Origin of the sequence: Gordonia sihwensis NBRC 108236 (genome assembly GCF_000333035.1) — a bacterium.
Classification (GTDB): domain Bacteria; phylum Actinomycetota; class Actinomycetes; order Mycobacteriales; family Mycobacteriaceae; genus Gordonia; species Gordonia sihwensis.
In genome coordinates this window covers 121396-148051 of sequence record NZ_BANU01000005.1, presented here as the reverse complement: position 1 = coordinate 148051, position 26656 = coordinate 121396, and the positions used below count along the sequence as shown (strand labels likewise).

The following is a 26656-nucleotide window of genomic DNA, read 5'->3' as shown; positions in this document are numbered from 1 at the left end:
AGAACAACCTATGTAAGGTACATATGCATCGTGCACACCCCAAACTCGGGGCTGTGTGCGGTCCAGTCGAGAACGAGGTGAGAACGGTAGACGACGGCGAGCCCACCTGGCCGTCCCAGGTGCATCGGGACGTGGTCGAAGAACTCCTGCGGTTGCGTCGCAGACGTGACGAGGTAGACCCGAAGGCGATTCTGGACGCATCCGCGTTTCATATCCTCTGGCTGCTGTCGGACGGTCGCGCGCGGACTCTGCGTGAACTGAGCCACGATCTCGCGCTGGAGCAGTCGACGGTGAACCGGCAGGTCAACGCGGCGATCAAGCGCGGATACGTCGAGCGCTTCCCCGTCGACGGGCAGGTCAGTCGGATGCACCGGCCCACCGCGGCGGGGATGGAGGCGCTCGAACACGACGGTAGACGACGTGCCGATCGGCTCAATCGCGTCTTCGCCGATCTCGCTCCCGGCGATCCCGCGATTCTGCTCGCTCAGCTGCGGGCGTTCAACGACGCGTTCGAGCGCCAGGGTGTCGACGCGGACTGACGCAGGGCCGCTCAGTGCCTGCGGGCGGCGGCCGACGCCGCGCGATCGGCCTCGTCCTCCGACGCCCCGATGCCTGCCGACCAGCCGCGGTCGTCCCCGCGCCGCCACTCCAGAACGGTCAGGAAGCGTCCGCGTTCCGGCGCCGTGATCGCGCTCCGGTGACGGCTCAGAGGTTCGATGGCGTCCGCGCGCGCTGAGGTGCTGTCCGCGGCGCCGTCTGCGGGCATGTACTCCGCGCAGAACAGCGTCCAGAGCGTCTCCGCGTCGACTTCGCGGCCCTCGGTGTCCGTGTGCCGTTGCACGACGCGTGCGAAGTCGATCTGAAGGCGGCGTGGCAACTCGACGCCGAACTCGGCTGCCAGCAGATACGCGATACCGCCCTTGCCGGATTGCGAGTTGACCCGGATCACCTCATCGTACGTGCGGCCCAGGTCGGCCGGGTCGACCGGCAGATAGGGCACGTCCCACGGCATCTCCGATTCGGCGTGACCGGCATGGGCGGACCGGCGTCGGTGGTCGGCGAATCCCTTGGCGATGGCGTCTTGATGAGTGCCGCTGAATGCCGTGTGCACCAGGTCGCCGACGTACGGGTGGCGTGCATGGATCTCGATCTGGTTGGCCTCCTCGACGACTCGGCGGATCTCGTCGATGTCCGAGAAGTCGATCATCGGGTCGACGCCCTGTGCGTGGAGATTGAGGGCCAGGGTGGCGATGTCGACGTTGCCGGTCCGTTCGCCGTTGCCGAACAGGCATCCCTCGACGCGTTCGGCGCCGGCCAGCACCGCCAGTTCCGCGCACGCGATTCCGGTGCCGCGGTCGTTGTGCGGGTGCACCGACAGGATCACCGACTCCCGACGCTCGAGGTTCAGGTGCATGTACTCGATCTGGTCGGCGTCGCGATCTCCACGGTCGCAGGCAGATTCAGGATCACCGGACGATCAGGAGCGGCGTCCCACAGCCGCGTCATCGCGTTGCAGACGTCGAGCGCGAAATCCGGCTCGGTGAGGTTGAAGACCTCGGGGGAGAACTCGAAACGGACGTTCGGCAGGTCGCCGGCGAATTCCAACACGTCCCGGCCGCCGCCCAGAACGGTCTCGAGCAACTCTGACCGCGACTGTCTCAACACGATGTCGCGCCAGACGGGTGCCGTGGCGGTGTACATGTGCACCACCACGGGATTGTCGATCCCGCGGATGGACTCCACGGTCCGCTCGATCAGATCTCGTCGCGCCGGAGTGAAGACGACCACCGTCACGTCGTCGGGGGCCAGATCGGTCTCCGCGATCTGCCGGACGAAATCGAAGTCGGTGGCCGACGCCGAGGGATAGCCGACTTCGATCTCCTTGTAGCCCATGGCGACGAGCAATTCGAACAGCCGGCGCTTGCGTGCCGGGTTCATGGGTTCCGGCAGTGCCTGGTTGCCGTCGCGCAGGTCTACCGGAACCCACAGCGGCGCGGACGTGAGGCGAGCCTCGGGCCACCGGCGCGTCGTCAGCGGAACCTCGACGCGACGGTACACGTCGCGGTACCGGTGCGAGGGCATCTGGGATCGCCGCTGGCGGTTCCATGAGGGTGACTGGTCGGGTATCGGCCCGGCAGGGGTGCTGATGGAGCCGAAGGCGTCGGGCCGGGACGCGGGGGATTCGGATTCGGTGAACATGGGATCTCGCTTTCGCAGAAGTCGGGTGCAGACCGGCGTCGGGGCCCACGGGGAGTCGCCGGTCTGCGGATCAGGACTCTCCGTGGCTGATGAGTCGGAGGGAAGCGAGGTTCTGTATGGCGCTAGAATCTAACACAACTCATCAGACAAGTAGAGGAGTGAGTGGTCATGCCCGCACAGGTGCGGCGAACGCCGCTGGCCGATCAGGCCGCCGAGGTACTGCTCGAGCGCATTCGCGCCGGGGAGTGGACACTGGGCCAGAAGCTTCCCGGCGAGAGCACGCTGGCGGTCCAGCTGGGGGTCGGCCGATCCACCGTGCGGGAGGCGGTGCGCCAGCTGGCAGGGCGCGGCGTCCTCTCGTCACGCCAGGGCGCCGGTGTCTTCGTCGCCGCGGTCGACGTGCCGGAGAACTGGGACGACGTCCTTCGCAGGGCGGACGTCGTCGCAGTGCTGGAGGCGCGCACCGCGATCGAGACCGAAGCCGCCGCGCTGGCGGCACGGCGCCGCACTCCGGCGCAGCTGCGCGCCATGCGTGCGGCGCTCGAGAAGCGCGAACAGAGCCGGAGCGGAATCGAGGACCGCGTCGCGGCCGACATCGACTTCCATCGGGCGGTGGTCTCCGCCGCCGGGAACCCGGTGTTGACCGAACTGTTCGACGCGATGACCCCGCGGGTGCGCGTCGCGATGGTCGACTTGCTGCGGATCCGTCGAGAGTTCGACACCGACATCGACCATCGCGCCCACGCCGACATCGTCGACGCCGTGGCGGCGAGGCGACCTGCCGACGCCGCAACCGCGGCACGCACCCATCTGGACGGACTCAAGGAGGCACTCGCGTGACACGCGCACAACAGGTTCTGCGGCTCGACGCCGTCACCTTCCGCCGCAACGGTCGGCAGATCCTGCACGGCATCGACTTCACCGTGCATGCGGGAGAGCACTGGGCGCTGCTCGGCCCGAACGGAGCGGGCAAGACCACCATCGTCGGGTTCTGCGCTGCTCAGACGCACCCGACGACGGGCACCGTCGACGTCTTGGGTAAGCGCCTCGGTCGCGTCGACACCGCCGAACTGCGCCGCCACATCGGCCACGTGAACCCGCGTCATCGGCTGCAGACCGGACTCACCGTGACCGAGGTTGTCCTCACCGGCGTCACCGGAACCATCGATCTGCCGATGCGGTGGGTGCCGTCCGCGCAGGACCGGGCCAGGGCCGCCGCCCTCATCGACGACGTCGGAATGAGCGCGCGTGCCGACTCCGATTGGCTCACGCTGTCGCAGGGCGAACGGGGACGGGCGCTGATCGCGCGCGCACTGATCAGCGATCCCGAACTCCTGCTGCTCGACGAGCCGACCACCGGCCTCGACGTCGCCGCCAGGGAACAACTCCTCGAAACGGTCGACGCACTCGCGGTGTCCGCGCCCGAGGTGGCCTCTGTGCTGGTCACCCACCACCTGGAGGAGCTGCCCGAGACCACCAGCCACGCACTCGTGATCCGCGACGGCGCGGTGGTGGCCTCCGGAACGGCGGCTCAGACGGTGACGTCGGAGGTCATCAGCCGGGCCTTCGACCATCGGATCGCCGTCGACCACACCCAGGGTCGCTGGAGCGCCCGGGCCGTGCGGGAACGCTGAACGAGCAGCTCACACGGTGAGCATCACCTTGATCGCTTCGCGCCGGTCCATCGCGCGGTAGCCCTGGGCCGCGTCCTCGAGGGGCAGTGAGAGATCGAAGACGCGGCCGGGGTCGATCTCTCGGGCCGCGATGCGGCGCATCAGATCGGGCAGATACCGGCGGACCGGTGCGGGCCCGCCGTGCAGATGCACCGCCGAGTAGAAGAGCCTGTCGCCGGGCAGTTCCACGCCGTGCGAGACGCCGACGAAGCCGACGTGGCCGCCCGGGCGGGTCGATCGGATCGCCTGCATCATCGACTCCTGGGTTCCGACGGCCTCGATCACCGAGTGCGCGCCGAGTCCACCGGTCAGTTCCTTGACCGCCGCGACGCCGTCCTTGCCGCGCTCGGCGACGATGTCGGTGGCACCGAACTGCCTGGCGAGTTCCTGGCGGTCGGCGTGTCTGCTCATCGCGATGATGCGCTCAGCTCCCATCTGCCGCGCCGATAGAACGCCGAGCAGGCCCACCGCACCGTCGCCGACGACGGCGACGGTCTTGCCCGGCCGGACCTGAGCGGCGTCCGCCGCGAACCAGCCCGTGCCCAGGACGTCGGACGCCGCGAGGTACGAGGGGATCAGGTCGTCGTCGGGCGGCGCCGGCGTCGCGACCAGCGTTCCGTCCGCCCACGGGATGCGGGCGTACTGCGCCTGGGTTCCGATCCCGCCCATCGGGTGGACGTTGACGCATCGGGACTGGTAGCCGGCCTCGCAGATCTCACAGGTGTTGTCCGAGGCCATGAACGAACCCACCACGAAGTCACCGACCTTCACGGTGCGTACCTCGGGTCCGACCTCTTCGACGTAGCCGACGTACTCGTGGCCCATCGGCGCCTCGTCGACGTCGTTGGCACCGCGATAGGGCCACAGATCGGAGCCGCAGATGCACGTGGCGGCGAGACGGATGACCGCATCGGTGGGCTGTTCGATTCGGGGATCGGGTCGATCGACGACGCTGACGTCTCCGGGCGAATGCATGATGACTGCGCGCATGCCGTCCACGGTAATGCGAACCGATCGCCCGCGCAGACGCGCGGGGACAGGGCGTACGTTGGACTGCGGAAGTCTGGAGTCCAGGAGGGTTCGTGCAGCTGAGGCAGTCGTCGACATTCGCCTCCCTCGCCGTACCGAACTTCCGGACCTATGTGACCGGCGCACTGGTCTCCAACGTCGGCACGTGGGTGCAGCGGGTGGCCCAGGACTGGCTGGTGCTGCAGCTCTCCGGCGGATCGGCGATGGCGGTCGGCATCACGACGGCGCTCCAATTCGTTCCGGCGCTCGTCCTCTCACCCTTCGGCGGTGTCCTCGCCGACCGCTTCGACAAGCGCAGACTCCTGATGTTCACGCAGAGCTGGATGGCGCTGAGCGCGCTGGTGCTCGGCGCCCTCGCGGTCTCCGGCGTGGCCCAGACCTGGCACGTGTACGTGTTCGCCGTCGTCTTCGGGATGGGTACGGCGCTGGACGCACCCGCCCGCCAGGCCTTCGTCTCGGAGATGGTCGGAACCGAACGGCTCACCAACGCGATCGGGCTCAACAGTTCGGCCTTCAACGCCGCGCGGCTCATCGGCCCGGGAGTCGCAGGGCTCATCATCGCGGCCTTCGGCAGCGGGTGGGCGATCCTCAGCAACGGCGTCAGCTATCTCGCCTTCCTGATCGCCTTGATGCTGCTGAACAGGGACGAACTGGTCCCGGCCGAACCGCTGCGCCGGGCGAAGGGCCAGGTGCGCGAGGGGGTTCGGTATGTGGCCGCGCGCGCCGATCTGCTGATCGCCCTCGGCGTGGGTTTCGCCGTCGGCACCTTCGGTCTGAACTTCCAGATGACGAACGCGCTGATGGTGCGCAACGAGTTCCACCTGGACGCCGAGATGTACGGTCTGCTCGGCACCGTCTCGGGCGCGGGGTCGCTGCTCGGCGCGCTGCTGGCCGCGCGGCGGAAGTCGTCTCCCGGACTGCGGTTCGTCGTCAGCGCCGCGCTGGTCTTCGCGGTCGTCAACGTGCTGTCGGGTGCGTTGCCGACCCCGCTGCTCTACGGCCTGGTGCTGCCTCTCGTGGGACTCTCCGCGCTGCTGTCGCTCACCGCGACCAACATGTACGTGCAGATGCATGTCGACCCGCAGGTCCGCGGGCGGGTGATGGCGCTCTACATGACGGTGCTGATGGGCGGCACACCCATCGGCGCGCCGCTCCTCGGTCTGCTCGCCGAATGGTTCGGACCGCGGGCGCCGCTCATCGGCGGCGGCGTGATCCAGGTGGCGGTGATCGCCGGAGTGCTGGCGCTGGTAGCCGTGCGCGTGCAGCGCGGACGGTCGAACGGGATCTCCGGGCTGGCGCGCGACAGCCGGCTCGGAATGTTCGCCGAGGTCCCGGTCGCCGCCCCGGACCCGGAACGTGAGTGCTGAGCGGCGCTCAGTCGTCCGGAGCCTCGAGTGTGTGCGATTGCGCGCGCAGCCGCTCGAACTCGGCGAGTTTGTCGGCGCCCTCGCGGGTGGTCCGATAGCGCGACAGCACCTGCATCGCCGTCTGCGTATTGGCCATCACCCACATCATGGTGTCGAAGTCGGCTTCCAGGTCCTCGCCCGCGTCGTTGCGCCGCCGCAGATTCTCCAGTTGCGGACGCATGGTCTCCATCCATGCGATGTCGCCGGGTTCGGCTCCGCGCGGCGACGCCTCGGCTGCGTCGACTGCGGTGAAGGCCGCCTCCCACGTGAACGCGAGCTTGTCGAACGGGGTCGGTTCGGTCATGCCAGCCAGGTTATGACACGGGCGGCCAGCGGCCCGGGCACCACCCTTCGGTAGCCTGCATGCGGTGACCAACAGTGCGCCTCTCGAGTCAGTGAATGCCCGCATCGCCAAGGAGCTCTCCGTCGGCGAAGGCCAGGTCAGCGCGGCGGTGAAGCTGCTGGACGAAGGATCGACCGTCCCGTTCATCGCCCGGTACCGCAAGGAGGTCACCGGCAGTCTCGACGATGCTCAGCTGCGTCTGCTGGACGAACGACTGCGCTATCTGCGCGAGCTCGACGAGCGCCGGGCCGCCGTCATCGCGTCCATCGACGAGCAGGGGAAGCTGACCGACGAACTGCGTGCATCGCTGCTGGCCGCCGACACGAAGGCGCGCGTCGAGGACATCTACCTGCCGTATAAGCCCAAGCGTCGAACCAAGGCGCAGATCGCGCGTGAGGCCGGTCTCGAGCCGCTGGCCGAGGCGTTGCTCGCCGATCCGTCGCTGGTTCCCGCCGACGCCGCTGCCGCCTACATCGGCGAGCAGGTCGCCGATGCCGCCGCCGCTCTCGACGGCGCACGCCACATCCTGATCGAGCGCGCTTCGGAGGACGCCGAGCTCGTCGGTGCGGTCCGCGAGAAGTTCTGGGCCGACGGCTCGCTCCGGACTCAGGTCCGGCCCGGTGCCGAGACCGATGCCGCCGCGCAGAAGTTCCGCGACTACTTCGACTTCGCCGAACCGCTCGACGCGATGCCGTCCCACCGCGTGCTCGCCGTATTGCGCGGCGAGAAGGAGGAGGTCCTGAGCCTGACCTTCGACGGTGGCGACGACGAGCCGTACCAGGCGATGGTCGCAGCGACCCTGGGCGTCGACCAGTCGCATCCGGGTGCGGCCACCGACTGGCTCACCGCTACGGTTCGCTGGGCGTGGCGGACCAAGCTCATGATCACCGCGACGATCGACGCGCGGATGAAGCTCCGGAGCCGGGCCGAGGACGACGCGGTCGCCGTCTTCGCGACCAACCTCAAGGATCTGCTCCTGGCGGCTCCCGCCGGGACGCGCACCACTCTCGGCCTCGATCCCGGGTACCGGACCGGCGTGAAGGTGGCGGTGGTCGACGCGACCGGCAAGGTGGTGGACCACTGCGCGATCTTCCCGCACAAGCCGCAGCAGCAATGGGATCAGGCCAAAGCCACGCTGGCCGCGCTGATCGCGCGCCACGGGGTGGAACTGATCGCGATCGGCAACGGAACGGCCTCGCGCGAGACCGATCAGCTCGCGGGCGAGCTGCTCTCGGACATCAAGAAGTCCGGCGCCCGGCCGCCGGTCAAGGCCGTCGTGTCGGAGGCGGGCGCATCGGTGTACTCTGCGTCCGAGTACGCCTCCCAGGAGCTCCCGCAGCTCGACGTCTCGATCCGCGGCGCGGTCTCCATCGCGCGTCGCCTCCAGGATCCGCTGGCCGAGCTGGTCAAGATCGATCCCAAGTCGATCGGCGTGGGTCAGTACCAACACGACGTCTCGGCGACCAACCTCGCGCGCAGCCTCGACGCGGTCGTGGAGGATGCGGTGAACGCCGTCGGCGTCGATCTCAACACCGCGTCGGTTCCGTTGCTCTCGCGCGTCTCGGGGATCACCCCCACACTCGCCGCCGGAATCGTGGCTCACCGAGACCGGACGGGTGCGTTCCGAAGCCGGACCGGTCTGCTCGACGTCCCCCGTCTGGGTCCGAAGGCGTTCGAGCAGTGCGCCGGCTTCCTGCGCATCCGCGGCGGTGACGATCCGCTGGACGCCTCCGGCGTGCATCCGGAGGCGTACCCGGTGGTGCGCAAGATCCTCGACCGCAGCGGTCGCGAACTCACCGAGCTCATCGGTGACAGCACGACGCTGCGCACCCTCAAGCCCGCGGAGTTCGCCGACGACACGTTCGGTGTCCCCACCGTCACCGACATCCTCGCCGAACTGGAGAAGCCCGGCCGCGACCCGCGGCCGGCGTTCACCACCGCGACCTTCGCGAGCGGAGTCGAGAAGGTGTCCGATCTGCGGCCCGGCATGGTGCTCGAAGGCGTCGTCACGAATGTCGCGGCATTCGGTGCCTTCGTGGACGTGGGCGTGCATCAGGACGGACTCGTCCACGTCTCGGCGATGGCCGACCGGTACGTCTCCGACCCGCACGAGGTGGTTCGCTCGGGCCAGATCGTGAAGGTGAAAGTGCTCGAGGTGGACGTCGACCGGCAGCGGATCGGTTTGTCGCTGCGACTGAACGACGAGGCCGACGCCGGTCCGCGCGGCGGTGGTCGCAGACGCGGGGGCGGCGAGAACCGGGGCAGCGACAACCGGGGCAGCGACAACAACCGGGGCGGAAAGGGCCGCGGAGGCGGCCCGCGCGGCGCTGCCGGTCAGGGCCGGGGCGGTTCCCGGCGGGACGACCGGCGGGACGACCGGCCGGCCGGCGGATCGATGGCGCAGGCGCTGCGCGATGCGGGATTCGGCCGCTGACCAGCGGCGTGCCCGTTAAGGTCTCTCGCATGGGCATCAGCATCGGAATGATCACCGTCGATACCGCCGACGCGCTGAAGCTCGCGCGGTGGTGGGCCGAGGCGCTCGGCGGCGAGATCGCGGAGGAGAACGAGGGCTGGTTCGTGACGGTTGCGCTGGGGGCGGGCCGACCGATGATCGCCTTCCAGAAGGTCGCCGACCCCACCCCCGGCAAGAACCGGATCCACCTCGATCTGCGTGCCGACGACCGGACCGCGGAGGTGGAGCGTCTCATCGCCGCCGGTGCGACCCTGGTGGCGGAGCGCAGCATGGGCGACGGGTTCGCCTGGACCACGCTGGCCGATCCGGACGGCAATCAATTCTGCGTCGCATCGGACTGAACGCGACCGGGTCACCGGCCCACAGCGTCACCGGGCCGACGGTTCACAGGTCGTCGGTCGAGACCATCCGGCGACGGACCGACAGGAGTTCCACCTCGGGCCGGGCGGCGCCGAACCGTTCGACGGCGTCGAGCACCTCGGTGACGTGCGCGGCGTCGCCGCTGACCGCCGCGACCCCGATGAGGGTCCGCCGGTGGACGTCTCGATGATCCACCTCGGCCACCGAGACGTCGTACCGCCGGCGGATCTCGGCGATCAACGGCCGGATGACGGAGCGTTTGCCCTTCAACGAGTGAACGTCGCCGAGCAGGAAATCGAATTCGAGAGAACGTATCCACATAGGGTTGCCGACTCTACGGCATCTTCCGGTCAGCGCAAGCCGGTTCCCGGCGGGTACAGCCGGTGCGCCAGCGCGGCCTTGCGAGACCGATTCGTGGCCACGGCGGCGGGGGAGAAGCCGCCGGCGCAGGGCCGCGGGGGAACGTCGCAGTCCGGACCGACGACGGTCCACGCCGAACCGGCCTCCGACAGCGAGGCGTGCTTGGTGCCGTAGTAGTCGGGCTTGGCGATCACCGCGACGCCCGAATCTCCGGCCGAAGCCGCGATCAGGTGCGGGTGGAAACGAGTCGACACCCACGTCCGTCCCCGGCCCGTGGGCAGCCCCGACGCCCAGACCTGCTGGAACGACAGCCGCTCGGCGCCATCGAGCCGGGCGCCCAGGCGGTTCGCGACCACCGCGTCGATGCCGGGATTGCACTCGGCGATCACCACCTCGGGGCCGGCGACAGCCCATTCGTCGAGCGTCGCCTCGATGAATCGCGCTACTGCGGTCACGCCGCGGTCACCGCGCCACGAGAAGTCGTCGGTCAGATCGCCCTGTGCGCACACCACCACGCCCGCCTCTTCCGGCGGGCCGGGTTCGGGGCGGGCCACCGCGGCCGACAGCCACGCGTCGTCGCCGGTGAACGATGCACCGCGGACCGGCCCGAGGTACTCCGCGCTGGGCGCGTCGCGAACGTCGAAGACGTCGAAGCCGTCGACGGCACCGCGGAAATCCTCGGCGTTGGGACCTGCGAAACCTGGTGTCAGACCGGCACCGCTGGCCACCGCCCGTCCGCCGGTGGCCCGCGTCACCGCGGCGACGGCGGAGACCAGCGCGAGGTGATGCGGCCACAGGCCGTTGAGGAAGCCGCCGCCGACGATGTGGACGGTCCCCGCCCGCAGCAGCAGTCGGGCCCCGGGATCGTAGCCGGCGGACCGATGCAGGTCGTCGACCGGATCGGAGCGGTGGCCGTCGCCCGGTGCGAAGACCCGGCGCCACAGCGTGTCGACGAACACGGCGGCGGGATTGGCGTGCTGGAGAAGCAGCGCCGCCTGCCCGGGCCGAGGCGAATCGACCACGACCACCGCGGCCGGTCGCCGCGCCGCCAGATGCCGGAGCCAGGCCTCGGCGATGAGTTCGTCGCCGAGATTGGGAAAGCCGGCGACGCTCACCAGGTACACCACCTCGCGCGCTCCGACCGGCAGCCGGGACGCGAGGAGGTTCAGGACGGACACGGCGGAATCAGGACTCCCGGTCGCCGATGAGAGCGGCCACGTGATCGGGCACGAACTTCGACAACGACCGCGGCGGCCGATGATAGTTGCCCGACTCGATCGGCTTCTTGGGCAGCTTCACCTCCGCCCGCTGGACGGGTTCGTAGTCGATGGTGGAGAGCAGGTGGGAGATCATATTGAGCCGAGCGTTGCGCTTCTGGTCGGACTCGACCACGTACCACGGACTGCTCGAGGTGTCGGTGTGCACCATCATCTCGTCCTTGGCCCGGGAGTACTCCTCCCAGCGGTACACCGACTCGAGATCCATCGGACTCAGCTTCCACTGGCGCACCGGATCGTCGCGGCGGGCGCGGAATCGGCGGAGCTGTTCCTCATTCGACACCGAGAACCAGTACTTGCGGAGGATGATCCCGTCGTCGATGAGCATCTGCTCGAAGATCGGTGTCTGCCGGAGGAACCGGGTGTGCTCTTCGGGCGTGCAGAAGCCCATCACCTTCTCGACACCGGCGCGGTTGTACCAGGAGCGGTCGAAGAGGACGATCTCACCGGGCGCGGGCAGATGTGCGACGTATCGCTGGTAGTACCACTGTCCCCGTTCCCGATCGGTGGGTGCGGGCAGCGCCGCCACCCGGCAGATCCGCGGGCTCAGGTACTCGCTGATGCGTTTGATCGCTCCGCCCTTGCCTGCGGCGTCCCGGCCCTCGAAGACCACCACCACGCGGGCTCCGGTGGCCCGCACCCACTCCTGCAGCGTCACGAGTTCGGTCTGCAGGCGGAACAGCTCGGCCTCGTAGATGTCCTTCGGCAGCTTGGGCGGCCGCCCGCTCTTCTTCGGCATAGACGCAGTGTAGGGGCCGCGGCCGCGGACCGCCGACAGGACGCGCTACGCGATGCCCGACGCCGTCAGCCGCAGCCCGACGGCACGGTTCGCCGCGTTGGTCAGCCGCATCTCGTCGCCGTCGACCTCCACGATCACCTCGTCCCGGAGCGCTGCGAGCACCGTGCGCTCGACGTCCGCGGTCTCCGGATCGCACGCCCGGCGGGTGGTCGCGATCGGCGACAGGTGGATCCGGTCTCCGTCGACGCGCGCCCGCCCGGTCATCCTGTTGCAGCCCGTGCTGCCCGCGAACGCGCCGTCGCCCGCGATCTCGAAGTACGGCTTGCTGTTCTCGAGTGCGGCAGAGGTCGAGACCGCGGCGTCGGTGACGAGCGCGCTGACCCGCCATCGGGTGCCGACGACGGGACGCTCGCGCCGTTCGGCGAGCATCACCTTCCGATCGCCGCGTTGCAGAGTGAGCGTCGTACCGTCCAGATGCCACGACAGGGGTGAGCCGAACAGGTCCGTGACCCATCGGTCGGCGCCGTCGCGTGGCGGCGGACACGCCATCATCGTGCCGACCAGATTCCCGGTCGTGAGCACGCCGCCGGTGAACGCGACGGCGCCGCCGTGCCCGTTGCATCCGGCGTTCGCACTGATGGTGCCCTTGCCGAAGGCGAGCAGCAGCGGTCCTCCGCCCGGAATCTGCGGGCCCTGGACCTCCGTGGACAGATACGTCTTCCCGACCAGCTTTGCGGGGTCGGCGTCGGGCGTGGACGAACGGTCCCCGCAGCCCGCCAGACTCGACGTACCGGCGACGATCGCGCCCATAGCTGCCAGCACCCGCCAACGCGTCCGGCGTCCGATGATCATGTGCGCCACGGTAGCGCAGCGCCGCGTACGGTAGATCACGATCGACCCCGGCGTCGCGACGCGCACCGAGGTCTCTGCAGTCCGGAGTTCGAGGAACAGGAAGCACGTGGGAAGACTCACCAACGCGATGTGGCGCATGCTGGGTGCGCAGACCTCTCGCAACCAGTCGCAGTCGCTGACGATGATCGAGGAGTCCGCTGAACACGACGAGTGGGCCGCGGGGCTCGGGGACGGTGAGTTCGCGGGCGCCGCAGCCGAACTCGACATGTCGGTGGTCGGCGACCGCGCGAAGTTCCTGGCGCTGGTGCGCGAAGCCGGCGACCGCAAGCTCGACATGAAGCCCTTCGACGTCCAGTTGCAGGGTGCGCTGCGCATGCTCGAGGGCGACGTCGTCGAGATGGCGACCGGCGAGGGCAAGACCCTCGCGGGCGCCATCGCGGCGATCGGCTACGCGCTCGACGGTCATCAGGTGCACGTGGTCTCCGTCAACGACTATCTCGCCGATCGTGACGCGAAGTGGATGAAGCCGCTGTACGACGTCTTCGGGATCTCGGTCGCCTCGATCAACGAGCACTCCACCCGCGAGGAGCGGCAGGCGGCGTACGACGCCGACGTCACCTACGCCTCGGTCAACGAGATCGGGTTCGACGTCCTGCGCGACCACCTCGCGCTGCACGCGGACGAACTCGTCGCACCCGAACCCGACGTGGTGATCGTCGACGAGGCCGATTCGGTGCTGGTCGACGAGGCACTGGTTCCGCTCATCCTCGCCGGCTCGACCGACGCGGAGATCCCGAACAAGGCGATCCACGAGGTGGTGTCCCACCTCAAGTCGAAGCACTACGAACTCGACCAGGACGGTAAGAACGTCTCGCTGACCGAGGAGGGCGCCCAGTTCGTCGAGTCCACGCTCGGCGGCATCAACCTCTACGACGAGGAACATGTCTCGAGCACGTTGGTGCACGTGAACGTCGCGCTCTACGCCTACTACCTGCTCGAACGCGACGTCGATTACATCGTGCGCGACGGCGGCGTGCATCTGATCAACGCCTCCCGCGGCCGAGTGGCGCGGCTGCAGCGCTGGCCGGACGGTGTCCAGGCCGCGGTGGAGTACAAGGAGGGCCTCAACCCCACCCAGGCGGGCGAGGTGATCGACACGATCACCGTTCAGGCGCTGATCGGCCGGTACCCGCGCGTCGCGGGCATGACCGGCACGGCGATCGCGGCGGGTGAGCAGTTCCGGCAGTTCTACGATCTGCAGGTATCGCAGATTCCGCCGAACGCCCCCAACATCCGCGTCGACGAGCCCGATCGCGTCTACGACACCAAGGCGCACAAGGTGGAGGCGGTCGTCGAGTTCGTCTCCGAGATCCACGCGACCGGACAGCCGATCCTGATCGGCACGCACGACGTGGCGCAGTCGGAGGAGCTCGCGTACTTCCTGGAGCGGGCGGGAGTTCCGTCGGTGGTGCTCAATGCGAAGAACGACGCCGAAGAGGCGGCGATCATCGCCGAGGCGGGCCGTAGATCAGCCGTCACGGTCTCCACGCAGATGGCCGGCCGCGGCACCGACATCCGGCTCGGCGGCTCCAGCGGTGACGAGGCCGCCCGCGAGGAGGTGATCGAGCTCGGCGGACTCTGCGTGGTCGGCACCGGACGCTACGACACCGAGCGGCTCGACAACCAGCTGCGCGGCCGTGCGGGGCGGCAGGGCGATCCCGGCCGATCGGTCTTCTTCTCGAGCCTGGAGGATCCGCTCGTCACCAAGAACCTCACGCACCAGCGTGAGCAGCAGCCGATCTCCTCGGACGGGTCGATGGGAGCCAAGGGAGTCGAGAGCGTCGAGAACGCCCAGAAGATCGCCGAAGGCGCGATGCTGCAACTCCACAGCAACACGTGGGAGTACAACAAGCAGGTCAACGAGCAGCGCAACGCGATCGTCCGGCGGCGGATGGCGGTACTGACCACCGATCAAGCCCTGACCGACCTCAAGGAGTCCGAGCCCGAGCGGTACGAGAGCCTGTCGGCGGACGTCGACGACGAGGTCCTGGCGGAGGCCGCGCGGCAGATCGTGCTGTACCACCTCGACCGCGCGTGGGCCGATCACCTCGCGTACATCGCTGACGTGCAGGCCAGCATCCACCTGCGGGCATTGGGCGCGCAGAGCCCGCTCGAGGAGTTCCACAAGCTGATCTTCGCCGAGTTCGCCAAGCTCGCCGACGAGGCGATGGAGGCGGCGCGCAAGACCTTCGTGGACGCCCGCATCACCGCCGACGGCGTCGACCTCGGCTTGGAAGGACTGCATCGCTCGACGATGACGTGGACCTACCTGGTTCACGAGAATCACTTCGCATCCGCCGGTGCGCAGGCGATTCAGGGCATCGTCGGCATCTTCCGATGACTCGGCCGCGGCCGCAGGACTCGCGCGAGGCACCGCGAGCCGAACGGAGTGACGCCGTGTGGACGGTGCCCAATGCGCTCAGCGTGCTGCGTCTGCTCCTGATCCCGGTCTTCATCTGGCTGCTGCTCGTGGAGGAGTCGGCCGCCTGGGCTTTCGCGGTGCTCTTCGTCTCGGGCCTCACCGACTGGCTCGACGGGAAGCTCGCGCGCTGGCTCGGACAGTCGTCTAAGCTCGGCGCGCTGCTCGATCCGGCGGCCGATCGCCTGTACGTGATCGTGATCCCGATCTGCTTCGGTATCCGCGACTTCGTTCCCTGGTGGCTCATCGGACTGATCGTCGGCCGCGATCTGCTGCTCTTCGCCACGGCGCCGCTGCTCAAATCGAGGGGCGTGACGGCCCTGCCGACCCTCTACGTCGGCAAGGCCGCCACCTTCGCGCTGATGAGCGCCTTCCCGTGGCTTCTCGCCGGTCAGATCGACGGTGTGGTGGGCACGGTGTGCCATCCGATCGGCTGGGCCTTCCTGATCTGGGGCGTCGGCCTGTATCTGTGGTCGCTGGTCCTGTACTGGATTCAGACCGTCGCCGTGGTGCGGACGATGCCGCCCAGGTCAGTCACAGGCTGATCACGCATCGCTCGCTCGGTCGGGCTGATGCGCGATCCGGCGGCTCGTCACGATAAAGTCATGGAGCGCCTCGCGGCCGCAACGGAGCGGCGGGCGAGGGTGAGTCCAAGTCTTCCGACAGTTCCTGAGAGAGGCCGCAACGTGAGCGACACCAAGATCCCCGCAGAGCTGCGTTACACCGACGAGCACGAGTGGATCCGCAAGGTCGGTGACAAGACCGTCCGAGTGGGGATCACCGATTTCGCGCAGGACGCGCTCGGCGACGTGGTCTTCGTTCAGCTTCCGGAGGTGGACTCGGACGTCGAGACGGGCGAGTCGTTCGCCGAGGTCGAATCGACCAAGAGCGTCTCGGACATCTTCGGTCCGCTCGACGGTACCGTCGCCGCTGCCAACGAGGCTCTCGACGGTGCTCCCGAGCTGGTCAATTCGTCCCCGTACGAGGACGGCTGGCTGGTCGAGATCACGGTCGGCGACGACGCCGACCTGGACCAGATTCTCGCCGGTCTGCTCGACGCGGAAGGCTACCGGGCGGTTATCAGCGGCTGACCGCCAGCTGACGACCGGGCTTTCCGGAGGCGACTCGTGCCCGCACCGCGGACCGGGTCGATATGATTTCCAGTACGCCAAACGTCCCCGACCCCGGGCGGCGTTCGGACAAAGACGGTAGGTTCACTTAAGAAGGTTCCTGCCTCGCAGACGCACATCTCAACGACGAGATGGTCCGATGCATGTGTAACAGCGAGTGAGCCCAAAGGTGCGGTACCCCCGGACAATTGGAGTTCGCGCAGGTACCTCGGCTGACCTGCGGCATGCCCCACCAGGGGGCGTCGCGAGTCTTGAGTCACGGCGGGGTGCGTTGACGATGAAGGAGATGTGGTGAGCGGTAACGACAACGGCTTTGAAGCGCCCGTGGAGACGACTTCGGTCTTCCGCGAGGACTTCATCAAGGAAGTAGACGCCCCCGCGGCGTCGAACGAGCCGGCCGATACCGGTGTCGAGCGGCTGTCGCCGGGAACGGCGCTGCTGGTCGTGAAGCGGGGACCGAACGCAGGGTCGCGGTTCCTGCTCGACCAGCCGACCACGTCGGCCGGCCGTCACCCCGACAGCGACATCTTCCTCGATGACGTGACGGTGAGCCGCAGGCACGCCGAGTTCCGGAGCAACGGCGACGACTTCCAGGTGGTCGATGTGGGCAGCCTGAACGGCACCTACGTCAACCGCGAGCCGGTCGACACCGCGACCCTCACGAGCGGGGACGAAGTGCAGATCGGCAAGTTCCGTCTGGTGTTCCTGTCCGGCCCGCGCGCCGGTGAGGCAGGTGCCACGCAGTCGTGACCTCGTCTGCTGCGCGCGCGTCCGCCGCGAGCGACCGCACGATGTCGATCGGTGCTGTGCTCGCGGTGCTGCGAGAAGAGTTCCCCGACGTCACGATCTCGAAGATTCGGTTCCTCGAAACCGAGGGTCTGGTGACTCCCGATCGTGCGCCGTCCGGTTATCGCCGATTCAGCGATCAGGACTGCGAGCGGCTGCGGTTCGTGCTCACCGCTCAGCGTGATCGGTATCTGCCGTTGAAGGTGATCCGCGAGCAGCTCGACGAGATCGACGCGGCCGCCGGCGGCGCGGGCCCGCGACTGCTGTCGTCGGCGCGCAGTGCGGTGGCCCCGGCGACTGATTTCAGCTCGCGCGGCGGCCGGGTGGATCGGGAGACGCTCATCGAACGGACCGGCGTCGACTCGGCGTTCATCTCCGAACTCGTGCGCAACGGACTCCTCTCTGCGGGCCCCGGCGGCTTCTTCGACGAGGACGCCGTGCGCCTGGTGGAGGCTGCTGCGGCGCTGGCCAACTTCGGGCTCGAGACGCGCCACCTGCGTGCGTTCAAGGTCAGTGCCGACCGCGAGGCCGGGTTGGTCGCACAGATCGCCGGCCCCATCGCGAAGGGCAAGGGCACCGGTGCGCGCGACCGTGCCGAGGAACTGGTCCGTGAGATGGCGGCACTGTCGGTGACGCTGCATACGCAGTTGGTCAAGGCCGCCGTTCGCGGCGCCCTCGACTGACCGGTAGCCGCGTAACCTGTATTTCAAGAGATCAGGAGGCGAGACCATGGGTGAGATGCGTGTCGTGGGTATCCGAGTGGAGCCTCCACAGAACCAACCGGTCCTGCTGCTGCGCGAGGTGAGCGGCGCCAGGTATCTGCCGATCTGGATCGGCCAGAGCGAGGCCGCCTCCATCGCGCTGCAGCAGCGGGGCGTGGAGCCGCCCCGCCCGCTCACTCACGATCTCGTGGTCAATCTCTGTGAGGCCTTCGGCCGTTCCCTTCAGCAGGTTCGGATCGTCGACATGCAGGAGGGCACCTTCTACGCAGAGATGGTCTTCGACGGCGAGGTGGTCGTCGAGGCCCGTCCGTCGGATGCGATCGCGGTCGCCATGCGTTGCGGTGCGCCGATCATCGCCGCCGACGACGTCCTCGACGACGCCGGGATGCTGATGCCCGACGAGGACGGCGAGCCCTCCGCGGAGGCCGCGGACGGTGCGAGCGAGGACGAGGTGGAGGCGTTTCGCGAGTTCCTCGACCAGGTCTCGCCCGAGGACTTCCTCGGTCCCGAGTCGGGGTCCTGACCCTACGGGCTCGTCGCCGAACCCGATGCGACGTCGGATTCCGGGGCGGCGCGCCGCCCGACACGGTAACGAATCCGTCTCTTCGTCATCACCGTTTGTCTACACCTGAAGTTTAGGTTGAGGTTTACCGCGAGTCGCGTTGATTGCGTGCCGCGGAGTCCATAGTTTTATCCCAGCATCGTCACCGTGAGCGTTGACGAACACTTTGTCAGCGGTCGGGAGTACGCTCGATACGAGAGTTCCGCCGGCCCGAGTCTTGTGTAAGGGAGCTACCGTGGGCGATCATCCGTCAGATCTGCAGTCCGGCGACCACCCGTCCGCCGATGCGGAATCGGTGAGTGCGATGCCGGTACAAGGCGGCCTGGATGACATCGCTCCGGGATTGTTCCCCAACGACACGGTGCCCGACGAGTTGGTCGGTTACCGCGTGCCGAGCGCCTGCCAGATCGCGGGGATCACCTACCGACAGCTCGACTACTGGGCTCGCACCTCGCTCGTGGTGCCGTCGATCCGGGGCGCGGCCGGCTCGGGAAGCCAGCGTCTCTACTCCTTCAAAGACATCCTCGTTCTCAAGATCGTGAAGCGGCTGCTCGACACCGGCATCTCGCTGCAGAACATCCGAGTGGCGGTCGACCACCTTCGTAAGCGCGGCGTCGAGGACCTCGCCCGGATCACCCTGTTCTCGGACGGCACCACGGTCTACGAGTGCACCTCCGCCGAAGAGGTCGTCGACCTCCTCCAGGGCGGACAGGGCGTGTTCGGCATCGCCGTGTCGGGCGCCATGCGCGAACTCACCGGAACCATCGCGGACTTCCCGGGGGAGCGTGCCGACGACGGTGTCAGCGAACCGTCGCCCGAAGACGAGTTGGCGGCCCGTCGCAAGAACCGCACCCGGCGCACCGGATAGGCCACGTCGGCAGTCCCGCGTGACGGTCCACACGCCGGACCGTGATTCGCGCCCGACTCTTGGTACCCTGTCGGTGCGTCGCTACGCTGCGGGAGAGCGTCGTCCGGGACATCCGGGCAACCGCCGAAGGAGCAACACCTCTCCGTCAAACTCTCAGGCACCCGGGACCGTGGCTGCTGACGACGTCTCTGGAAAGTGGCGGGTGCGCGCACCCGCCCGCCCACGGTGAAAGGCATCGGTCCGCCGCTGCCGAATCTCTCAGGCGCTGCGTTCGTGCGGCATGACAGAGGGGGAGGGACCAGTCCGGCGCGGCCGGACCGAGAAGATCAAGGTGCCCTCTTGTCGACCCCCGCTTCTGAGTTCTCCCAGCGTCACCTCGGCCCCGACGCCGACGAACTGGCTGTCATCCTCGACGTCCTCGGCGTCGGATCCCTGGACGAGATCGCCGCGAAGGTGGTTCCCGCGTCGATCGCCGACGGCGCGGACACGAACGGATTCGCTCCGGGACTGGACGCCCTGCCCGCTCCGCTGACGGAGGCGCAGGCGACCGCGGCGATGCGCGAACTCGCGAATCGCAATGTGGTCGCCCGATCGATGATCGGTCTCGGTTACTACGACACACACACGCCCGGAGTCATCAAGCGCAACATCCTGGAGAACCCGGCGTGGTACACCGCCTACACCCCGTACCAGCCGGAGATCAGCCAGGGTCGGCTCGAAGCGCTGCTCAACTTCCAGACCATGGTGTGCGATCTGACCGGCATGGAGGTGGCGAACGCCTCAATGCTGGATGAGGCGACCGCGGCCGCCGAGGCGATGACGCTGCTGCGCCGCGCCGGTAAGTCGAAGTCGAACCGCGTGGTCGTCGACTCCGACCTCTTCCCGCAGACGCGTGCGGTGATCGAGACCCGTGCGACGCCGCTAGGCATCGAGGTGGTCGAAGCCGAGCTCGATGGGTCGGCGCCGGACGCGGGGCTTCCCGAGGGCGAGTTCTTCGGAGTCATCGTGCAGACGCCCGGTGCGAGCGGCCGGATCACCGATCTCGGCCCGGTCATCGAGGCGGCGCATGCGCGAGGTGCGCTGATCGCCGCAGGCGTCGACCTGCTGGCCGCCACTCTCATCACCCCTCCGGGAGAGCTCGGCGCGGATGCGTGCTTCGGCACCACACAGCGCTTCGGTGTCCCGATGGGCTTCGGTGGACCGCACGCCGGCTACCTGGCGGTGCACACCAAACGCACTCGTCAGCTTCCGGGGCGCCTCGTCGGCGTCTCCAAGGACGCGGACGGCAACCTCGCGTACCGCCTGGCACTTCAGACCCGCGAGCAGCACATCCGACGCGAGAAGGCGACCAGCAACATCTGCACGGCGCAGGTGCTGCTCGCCATCATCGCCGCGATGTACGCCTCCTACCACGGCCCGTCCGGGCTCAAGGCGATCGCCGAGCGGGTGCACGGGCACGCCGCAGACCTCGCCGATCGCCTCGCGGGCGGTGGATTCGGTGTGGAGCACGCCTCGTTCTTCGACACCCTCACCGTGCGGGCCGACGGCAGGGCCGCGGAGATCGTCGACGCGGCCAAGTCGCGCCACGGCATCAACCTGCGGTTGATCGACGCCGACCGCGTGGGCGTCGCGTGCGATGAGACCACCACCGCCGCCGACATCGATGCCGTCCTGGACGCCTTCGGCGCCGCGGGTGCCGCGGCGACGCAGTTCAGTGCCCCGATCGCGAACCGCAGCAGCGAATATCTGACGCATCCGGCCTTCCACCTGCACCGGACCGAGACCGCGATGCTGCGCTACCTGCGGATGCTCTCCGACAAGGACATCGCTCTCGACCGCAGCATGATCCCCCTGGGCTCGTGCACGATGAAGCTGAACGCGACCACCGAGATGGAGCCGATCACCTGGCCGGAGATCGGCGGCCTGCACCCGTTCGCCCCGCTCTCCGACAGCGAGGGCATCCGCGAGCTGATCGCTCGGCTGGAGAACTGGCTGGTGGCCGTCACCGGTTACGACCGCGTGAGCCTGCAGCCCAATGCCGGCTCGCAGGGCGAGTACGCGGGTCTGCTCGCGATTCGCCGTTACCATCTCTCGCGCGGCGACGACGCACGCGACGTCTGCCTCATCCCCTCCAGTGCTCACGGAACCAATGCGGCGTCGGCCGTCATGGCCGGGCTGCGCGTGGTGGTGGTGGCCAGCCGTGACACCGGGGACGTCGACATCGACGATCTGCGCGCGAAGATCGAGAAGCACCGCGACGAGTTGGCGGGCATCATGATCACCTACCCGTCCACCCACGGCGTGTTCGAGCACGAGGTCACCGACATCTGCGACGCGGTGCACGAGGCCGGCGGCCAGGTGTACGTGGACGGCGCCAATCTCAACGCGCTCGTCGGCCTGGCCCGGCCGGGCCGGTTCGGGGGCGACGTCTCGCATCTGAATCTGCACAAGACGTTCTGCATTCCGCACGGCGGCGGCGGCCCGGGCGTCGGACCGGTCGCGGTGCGCGAGCATCTGGCGCCGTTCCTGCCGAGCAGCCCGCTGGCCTCCGAACTTCCGCAGACCGGCGTCGCGATCTCGGCGGCGCCGTACGGTTCGGCGTCGATCCTGCCGATCACCTACGCGTACATCGCCATGATGGGTGCCCAGGGACTGCGGACCGCCACGCTGACCGCGATCGCCTCCGCCAACTACATCGCGCGTCGCCTGCGCGACCACTACCCGGTGCTCTACACCGGAGAGGGCGGCTGGGTGGCTCACGAGTGCATCCTGGACCTGCGTGAACTGACCAAGGACAGTGGAGTCTCGGTCGACGACGTCGCCAAGCGACTCGCCGACTACGGCTTCCACGCGCCCACGATGAGCTTCCCCGTCGCCGGAACCCTGATGGTGGAGCCTACTGAGAGCGAGAATCTCGCCGAACTCGACGCCTTCATCGACGCGATGATCGCCATCCGCGGCGAGATCGACAAGGTCGCCGACGGCACCTGGTCGGTCGAGGACAATCCGCTCGCCGGCGCGCCGCACACCGCCGAATGCCTGGTGGGCGAGTGGAATCACGGATACGACCGGCTCACCGCCGTGTACCCGAACGGTCTCCCGTCGTCCGGAGCGCGCGCCAAGGTGTGGCCGGCCGTCCGCCGGATCGACGGAGCCTTCGGCGACCGGAACCTCGTCTGCAGCTGCCCTCCGATCGAGGCCTTCAGCGAGTAGGCTCGCGGGCACCGACAGGAGGCTCGCGATGTCCAAAGTCCGTGTCCACAACCTCAACGTCTCGCTCGACGGTTTCAGTGCGGGCGGAACCGTCACGTACGATGCGCCGATCGGCGAGGCGGCCCGGTTGTTCGACCACTTCGACGGCCGGGTGATCTGGGGTGTGGACGCGATCGCCGAGCCGGTTCGCGCCGATCACGTGTTCACCAGTGCGTGGAGTCAGGGGATCGGCGTCGAGATAATGGGACGCCGCAAGTTCGGTCCGCAGACCGGACCGTGGGCCGACGACGGCTGGCGCGGGTGGTGGGGCGACGAGCCTCCGTTCCGCACACCCGTGGTGGTGTTGACGCATCACGAGCGCCCGCCGATCGAGTTCGCGAACGGCACCGTCTTCCACTTCGTGGACGCCCCGGCGCCGCAGGCGCTCGAGTACGCGCGCGGACTCGCCGGCGGCGATGTCCGCCTCGGTGGCGGACCCACGTCCGTCCGCGAGTTCCTGCACGCCGACCTGGTCGATTTCATGCATCTGGTCGTCGTCCCGGTGGTGATCGGTTCGGGCGTCTCGATCTGGGACAGCTGTGCCGAACTCCAGGACCGCTTCGACGTCGAGTCGGTGACCACCGGCAGCGGCCTCATACACCAGTTCTGGAATCGGAAGCGGTAGGCCCTTCGCGCCGGTCCCGCTGTTACGGCGCCGCCGCCGGGTAGACCACCTTGCTGATCGCGACCGCGGCCGCGGGCTCGGGGAGCGGCATCGGGTCGGCGATCGGGCCGAAGGTCACGGTCGGCGTCGGTGCAGGCAGCGGCCCGGCACCGCGGAAACCCGCCTTGGTCAGGATCTGCATCTGGGCCGGTTTGCGCGCGAAGGTGAAGAACTGAGAGACGGCGTCGCTGACGTGCGCCGGAACCAACTGGCCCGACAGTTTCACCACCGGATAGTCGGCCGACGGAGTCGGGCCCTTCGGCGCGACCACCGCGACCCGGGCGGTCTTGTCGTCCTTGGTGAGCATGTAGAGGTGCTGCTCGGTCACCGACACGGCGCGGACCGGCGCATCGGAGGGATCGCCGGTCCCGGCGATCGAGTCGACGGCGGCGTCGATGGAGCCGTCCCCGACTTTCGGCGGAGCCGACATGAGCTGATCGAGCGCAGCGACCACCTCGGGTGACTGCGCCTGTCGGAGAGTGAGCGGCTTCTGGGTCGGGACGGTCGCGGCCGCGACTGCTTGGGCTCCCAGTGCGGTCGCGGCCGACTGCGGGCCGGTGGGCATCGCGATGCGCATCGAGCCCCACGACGATCTGCCGTACGCGGAGAGGGAATTGGCGCGGGTCTGCGCGGGCAGGTCGGACCACCCGATGCGGCCGTCGGCGGCCTTCGCGATCTCGGGCTCCATCGCCAGCCGGACCGGCGACGACACGAGCGATTCCGGGTTGCCCTGGAGCACGTCGGGCTTCGCGGTCTGCAGGGCCGCGGACCAGATGGACGACTCGGGCACCCAGGCGGCGGGGAAATCACCGTAGGTCTGCGCGTCCCACTTCTGGGCGGTCAGACCCTCGAGAGTCGCGCGGGCGTCGGCGGGTCGCACGTCCACGGTGATGCAGTGGTCGCGGACCACCGGCTCGGTGTTGTTGTAGTCCTGCGCGATCCTCTGCAGACCCGGTGCGATCGCGGGATCGGCCAGAACGGAGATCTTCGCCGGTCCCTCGAGGCACTCACCGGCCGCCACCGGCTGTTCGTCGTCGATTCGATCGCCGAGTTGACGCCACGCCGTGACGATGCCCGCGATCAGAATGATCGCGAGGACGAATGCCAGCAGCGGTCGGCTGATGTAAGTCCGACTGCGTCCACCCGAATTGTGCTTCGCCACTGATCGTCCTTCCTCCGGCGATTCGTGTCATGCCAGGCCGATGCGCGTCCAGCGGGCCGATGCACCGAGCCCGGACCGAGAATCCGGTCCGGGCTCGGTGGTCTGCACCTTCCGTGTATATCAGGCGTTGGCTGCCTTGTACTCGCGGCGCGCGGCGTGCAGCAGCGGTTCGGTGTACCCGCTCGGCTGCGTCGCGCCCTTGAGGATCAGGTCCTTGGCGGCCTGGAAGGCGATGTTGCCGTCGAAGTTCGGTGCCATCGGACGGTAGGCGGGATCGCCGGCGTTCTGCCGGTCGACCACCGGTGCCATCCGCTCGAGCGCGGCGACGACCTCGTCCTCGGTGACGATGCCGTGACGGAGCCAGTTGGCGAGCAGCTGGCTGGAGATGCGCAGCGTTGCGCGGTCCTCCATCAGCGCGACGTCGTGGATGTCCGGCACCTTCGAGCAGCCGACGCCCTGGTCGATCCACCGGACCACGTAGCCGAGGATCGACTGCGCGTTGTTGTCGAGTTCCTCGCGCTTCTCCTCCTCGCTCCAGTCGGTGCTCTTCGCCAGCGGGATGGTCAGGATGTCGTCCACAGACGCCGGTTCGCGCTTGGCGATGTCGTCCTGACGCTCGAAGACGTCGACCTCGTGGTAGTGCAGCGCGTGCAGGGTGGCGGCGGTCGGCGACGGCACCCACGCGGTGTTGGCACCGGCGTTGGGGTGACCGATCTTCTGCTCCAGCATGTCGGCCATCAGATCCGGCATCGCCCACATGCCCTTGCCGATCTGCGCCTTGTGCTGCAGACCCGCGTGCAGACCGGTGTCGACGTTCGAGTCCTCGTACGCGTTGAACCAGGTCTGGCCCTTGATCTCGGCCTTGCGGACGAACGCGCCGGCCTCCATCGAGGTGTGGATCTCGTCGCCGGTGCGGTCGAGGAAACCGGTGTTGATGAACACCACGCGCTCGGAGGCCGCCTTGATCGACGCCTTGAGGTTCACCGACGTGCGGCGTTCCTCGTCCATGATGCCGACCTTGAGGGTGTTGCGCGGCAGGCCGAGGACGTCCTCGACGCGGCCGAACAGCTCGCTGGTGAAGGCGACCTCGTCGGGACCGTGCATCTTCGGCTTCACGATGTAGATCGAGCCGGTGCGAGAGTTCTGCAGACCTTCGGCGCTCATCCCGTGGATGCCGATCGCCGAGGTGATCAGCGCATCCATGATGCCCTCGGGGACCTCGTTGCCGTCGGCGTCGAGGATGGCGGGGTTGGTCATCAGATGGCCCACGTTGCGCACGAAGAGCAGCGAACGACCGTGCAGTTCCACCTCGCCGGTGCCGTCGGGCGCGGTGTAGACCCGGTTCGGGTTCAGCGTGCGGGTGAAGGTCTTACCGCCCTTGTTGACTTCTTCGGCCAGGTCGCCCTTGTTGAGGCCGAGCCAGTTGTGGTAGCCGAGCACCTTGTCGTCGGCGTCGACCGCGGCGACCGAGTCCTCGAAGTCCATGATCGTCGTGACGGCGGATTCGACGGCGACGTCCTTGACGCCGGCGGCGTCGGTGGCGCCGATCGGCGACTCCGGATCGATCTGGATCTCGACGTGCAGACCGTGGTGGCGCAGCAGGATGCCCGACGGCGCTGCGGCGTCGCCGGTGTAGCCGGCGAACGCGTTCGGGTCGGCGAAGGTGGTGGTGGCGTCGCCGATCGCGGCGACGACCTTGCCGTCGACGACGGTGTACGAGGTCACGTCGGCGTGGCTGCCCTGCTCCAGCGGCACGGCCTTGTCGAGGAAGGCCTTGGCGAACGCGATGACCTTGTCACCGCGGACCTTGTTGTAGGACGAACCCTTCTCGGCACCGCCGGTCTCCGGGATCGCGTCGGTGCCGTAGAGAGCGTCGTACAGCGAGCCCCAGCGCGCGTTGGACGCGTTGAGGGCGAAACGGGCGTTGAGGATCGGCACCACCAGCTGCGGTCCGGGGATGTTCGCGATCTCCTCGTCGACGTTCTCCGTGGTGATCTGGAAGTCCTCGGGCACCGGGACGAGGTAGCCGATCTCGGTCAGGAAGGCCTTGTACTCGTCGAAGTCGAAGTCCTGGTGGTCGCGGTGCCAGGCGTCGATCTTGGCCTGCAGGTCGTCGCGGACGGCGAGCAGCTCGCGGTTGCGGGGAGCGAGGTCGTTGATCACGGCCGCAGCGCCCGCCCAGAACTTCTCGGCGTCTACACCCGTGCCGGGAAGCGCTTCGTTGTTGACGAAGTCGTAGAGGACTTCGGCGACCTGCAATCCGTTGACGGTGACGCGTTCGGTCATGGCAACCTTTCCTTTGCGAGTGCGTACTGCGGGA

At 68.3% G+C, this 26656-nt stretch carries 23 protein-coding genes, 1 pseudogene and 2 riboswitches; of the genes and pseudogenes, 15 read left to right on the top strand and 9 right to left on the bottom strand.

Going from position 1 to position 26656, the window contains the following annotated elements:
* The first annotated feature begins 23 nt into the window (after positions 1-23).
* Positions 24-539 (top strand): MarR family winged helix-turn-helix transcriptional regulator, encoded by a 516-nt coding sequence (locus tag GSI01S_RS03900; RefSeq protein WP_006895101.1) that lies wholly within the window; start codon positions 24-26, stop codon positions 537-539.
* Positions 540-550: 11 nt separating this feature from the next.
* Here the strand turns inward: GSI01S_RS03900 and GSI01S_RS20040 are convergent.
* Positions 551-2199: pseudogene (locus GSI01S_RS20040) on the bottom strand (2-isopropylmalate synthase).
* A gap of 168 nt (positions 2200-2367) precedes the next feature.
* Here GSI01S_RS20040 and GSI01S_RS03890 point away from each other — a divergent pair.
* A complete protein-coding gene (locus GSI01S_RS03890) occupies positions 2368-3039 on the top strand; it encodes a FadR/GntR family transcriptional regulator (RefSeq protein WP_006895097.1) in 672 nt (223 codons plus the stop codon).
* The gene (locus GSI01S_RS03885; RefSeq protein ID WP_006895095.1) at positions 3036-3833 is read left to right on the top strand and encodes an ABC transporter ATP-binding protein; all 798 of its coding nucleotides are present in this window, start codon (positions 3036-3038) and stop codon (positions 3831-3833) included. Before GSI01S_RS03890 ends, GSI01S_RS03885 begins: the two co-directional genes overlap by 4 nt.
* 9 nt (positions 3834-3842) lie before the next feature.
* Here GSI01S_RS03885 and GSI01S_RS03880 read toward each other — a convergent pair whose 3' ends face one another.
* The gene (locus GSI01S_RS03880) at positions 3843-4862 is read right to left on the bottom strand and encodes a zinc-dependent alcohol dehydrogenase family protein (protein WP_039866894.1); all 1020 of its coding nucleotides are present in this window, start codon (positions 4860-4862) and stop codon (positions 3843-3845) included.
* Between the two features lie 92 nt (positions 4863-4954).
* Here GSI01S_RS03880 and GSI01S_RS03875 point away from each other — a divergent pair, with 92 nt between their 5' ends.
* On the top strand, positions 4955-6268 hold the full coding sequence (locus GSI01S_RS03875; RefSeq protein ID WP_006895091.1) for an MFS transporter: 1314 nt from the start codon (positions 4955-4957) through the stop codon (positions 6266-6268).
* Positions 6269-6275: 7 nt separating this feature from the next.
* Here GSI01S_RS03875 and GSI01S_RS03870 read toward each other — a convergent pair whose 3' ends face one another.
* Entirely contained in the window at positions 6276-6611 is a 336-nt protein-coding gene (locus GSI01S_RS03870; protein WP_006895089.1) for a hypothetical protein, read from the bottom strand.
* 55 nt (positions 6612-6666) lie between these two features.
* Between GSI01S_RS03870 and GSI01S_RS03865 the strand changes: the two genes are divergently transcribed.
* Both GSI01S_RS03865 and GSI01S_RS03860 read left to right on the top strand, forming a co-directional pair.
* Entirely contained in the window at positions 6667-9084 is a 2418-nt protein-coding gene (locus tag GSI01S_RS03865; RefSeq protein ID WP_039866853.1) for a Tex family protein, read from the top strand.
* A gap of 29 nt (positions 9085-9113) precedes the next feature.
* Positions 9114-9464 carry a VOC family protein gene (locus GSI01S_RS03860; protein ID WP_006895087.1) on the top strand — a complete coding sequence of 117 codons (351 nt, stop codon included), beginning with the start codon at positions 9114-9116 and terminating at the stop codon, positions 9462-9464.
* A gap of 43 nt (positions 9465-9507) precedes the next feature.
* Here GSI01S_RS03860 and GSI01S_RS03855 read toward each other — a convergent pair whose 3' ends face one another.
* The 4 genes from GSI01S_RS03855 to GSI01S_RS03840 are packed head-to-tail and all read right to left on the bottom strand — an operon-like array spanning position 9508 to position 12711.
* Positions 9508-9804 (bottom strand): DUF503 domain-containing protein, encoded by a 297-nt coding sequence (locus GSI01S_RS03855; RefSeq protein ID WP_006895086.1) that lies wholly within the window; start codon positions 9802-9804, stop codon positions 9508-9510.
* Positions 9805-9833: 29 nt separating this feature from the next.
* Positions 9834-11021 (bottom strand): polysaccharide pyruvyl transferase family protein, encoded by a 1188-nt coding sequence (locus GSI01S_RS03850; protein WP_006895085.1) that lies wholly within the window; start codon positions 11019-11021, stop codon positions 9834-9836.
* Between the two features lie 7 nt (positions 11022-11028).
* The gene (gene ppk2, locus GSI01S_RS03845; protein ID WP_006895084.1) at positions 11029-11859 is read right to left on the bottom strand and encodes a polyphosphate kinase 2; all 831 of its coding nucleotides are present in this window, start codon (positions 11857-11859) and stop codon (positions 11029-11031) included.
* 45 nt (positions 11860-11904) lie between these two features.
* On the bottom strand, positions 11905-12711 hold the full coding sequence (locus GSI01S_RS03840; protein ID WP_039866891.1) for an META domain-containing protein: 807 nt from the start codon (positions 12709-12711) through the stop codon (positions 11905-11907).
* A gap of 106 nt (positions 12712-12817) precedes the next feature.
* Between GSI01S_RS03840 and secA2 the strand changes: the two genes are divergently transcribed.
* From secA2 to GSI01S_RS03795, 9 genes are all read left to right on the top strand, one after another.
* Positions 12818-15112, top strand: coding sequence for an accessory Sec system translocase SecA2 (secA2, locus tag GSI01S_RS03835; RefSeq protein WP_006895082.1), 2295 nt, complete (start codon positions 12818-12820; stop codon positions 15110-15112).
* The gene (locus GSI01S_RS03830) at positions 15109-15735 is read left to right on the top strand and encodes a CDP-alcohol phosphatidyltransferase family protein (RefSeq protein WP_039866852.1); all 627 of its coding nucleotides are present in this window, start codon (positions 15109-15111) and stop codon (positions 15733-15735) included. Before secA2 ends, GSI01S_RS03830 begins: the two co-directional genes overlap by 4 nt.
* 141 nt (positions 15736-15876) lie before the next feature.
* Positions 15877-16281 carry a glycine cleavage system protein GcvH gene (gene gcvH / locus GSI01S_RS03825; protein WP_006895080.1) on the top strand — a complete coding sequence of 135 codons (405 nt, stop codon included), beginning with the start codon at positions 15877-15879 and terminating at the stop codon, positions 16279-16281.
* Between the two features lie 327 nt (positions 16282-16608).
* The gene (gene garA, locus GSI01S_RS03820; RefSeq protein ID WP_006895079.1) at positions 16609-17070 is read left to right on the top strand and encodes a glycogen accumulation regulator GarA; all 462 of its coding nucleotides are present in this window, start codon (positions 16609-16611) and stop codon (positions 17068-17070) included.
* Positions 17067-17789: a transcriptional regulator FtsR gene (gene ftsR / locus GSI01S_RS03815; RefSeq protein WP_006895078.1), complete on the top strand. Its 723-nt coding sequence runs from the start codon at positions 17067-17069 to the stop codon at positions 17787-17789. The genes garA and ftsR overlap by 4 nt, the downstream gene beginning before the upstream one ends.
* Before the next feature lie 46 nt (positions 17790-17835).
* A complete protein-coding gene (locus GSI01S_RS03810; protein WP_006895077.1) occupies positions 17836-18351 on the top strand; it encodes a bifunctional nuclease family protein in 516 nt (171 codons plus the stop codon).
* A gap of 274 nt (positions 18352-18625) precedes the next feature.
* Complete coding sequence (locus GSI01S_RS03805; protein ID WP_006895076.1) at positions 18626-19258, top strand: MerR family transcriptional regulator; 633 nt, start codon at positions 18626-18628, stop codon at positions 19256-19258.
* 79 nt (positions 19259-19337) lie between these two features.
* Positions 19338-19438, top strand: a riboswitch (glycine riboswitch).
* A riboswitch (glycine riboswitch) is annotated at positions 19439-19555 on the top strand.
* Positions 19556-19597: 42 nt separating this feature from the next.
* Positions 19598-22471, top strand: a complete 2874-nt coding sequence (gcvP, locus tag GSI01S_RS03800; protein WP_006895075.1) for an aminomethyl-transferring glycine dehydrogenase — start codon at positions 19598-19600, stop codon at positions 22469-22471.
* A 28-nt stretch (positions 22472-22499) separates the two neighbouring features.
* Positions 22500-23135, top strand: coding sequence for a dihydrofolate reductase family protein (locus GSI01S_RS03795; protein ID WP_006895074.1), 636 nt, complete (start codon positions 22500-22502; stop codon positions 23133-23135).
* A 22-nt stretch (positions 23136-23157) separates the two neighbouring features.
* Here GSI01S_RS03795 and GSI01S_RS03790 read toward each other — a convergent pair whose 3' ends face one another.
* Together GSI01S_RS03790 and GSI01S_RS03785 are read right to left on the bottom strand one after the other, a co-directional pair.
* A complete protein-coding gene (locus tag GSI01S_RS03790) occupies positions 23158-24336 on the bottom strand; it encodes a substrate-binding domain-containing protein (protein WP_006895073.1) in 1179 nt (392 codons plus the stop codon).
* A 120-nt stretch (positions 24337-24456) separates the two neighbouring features.
* Positions 24457-26622, bottom strand: a complete 2166-nt coding sequence (locus GSI01S_RS03785; RefSeq protein WP_006895072.1) for a malate synthase G — start codon at positions 26620-26622, stop codon at positions 24457-24459.
* Between the last annotated feature and the right edge of the window lie 34 nt (positions 26623-26656).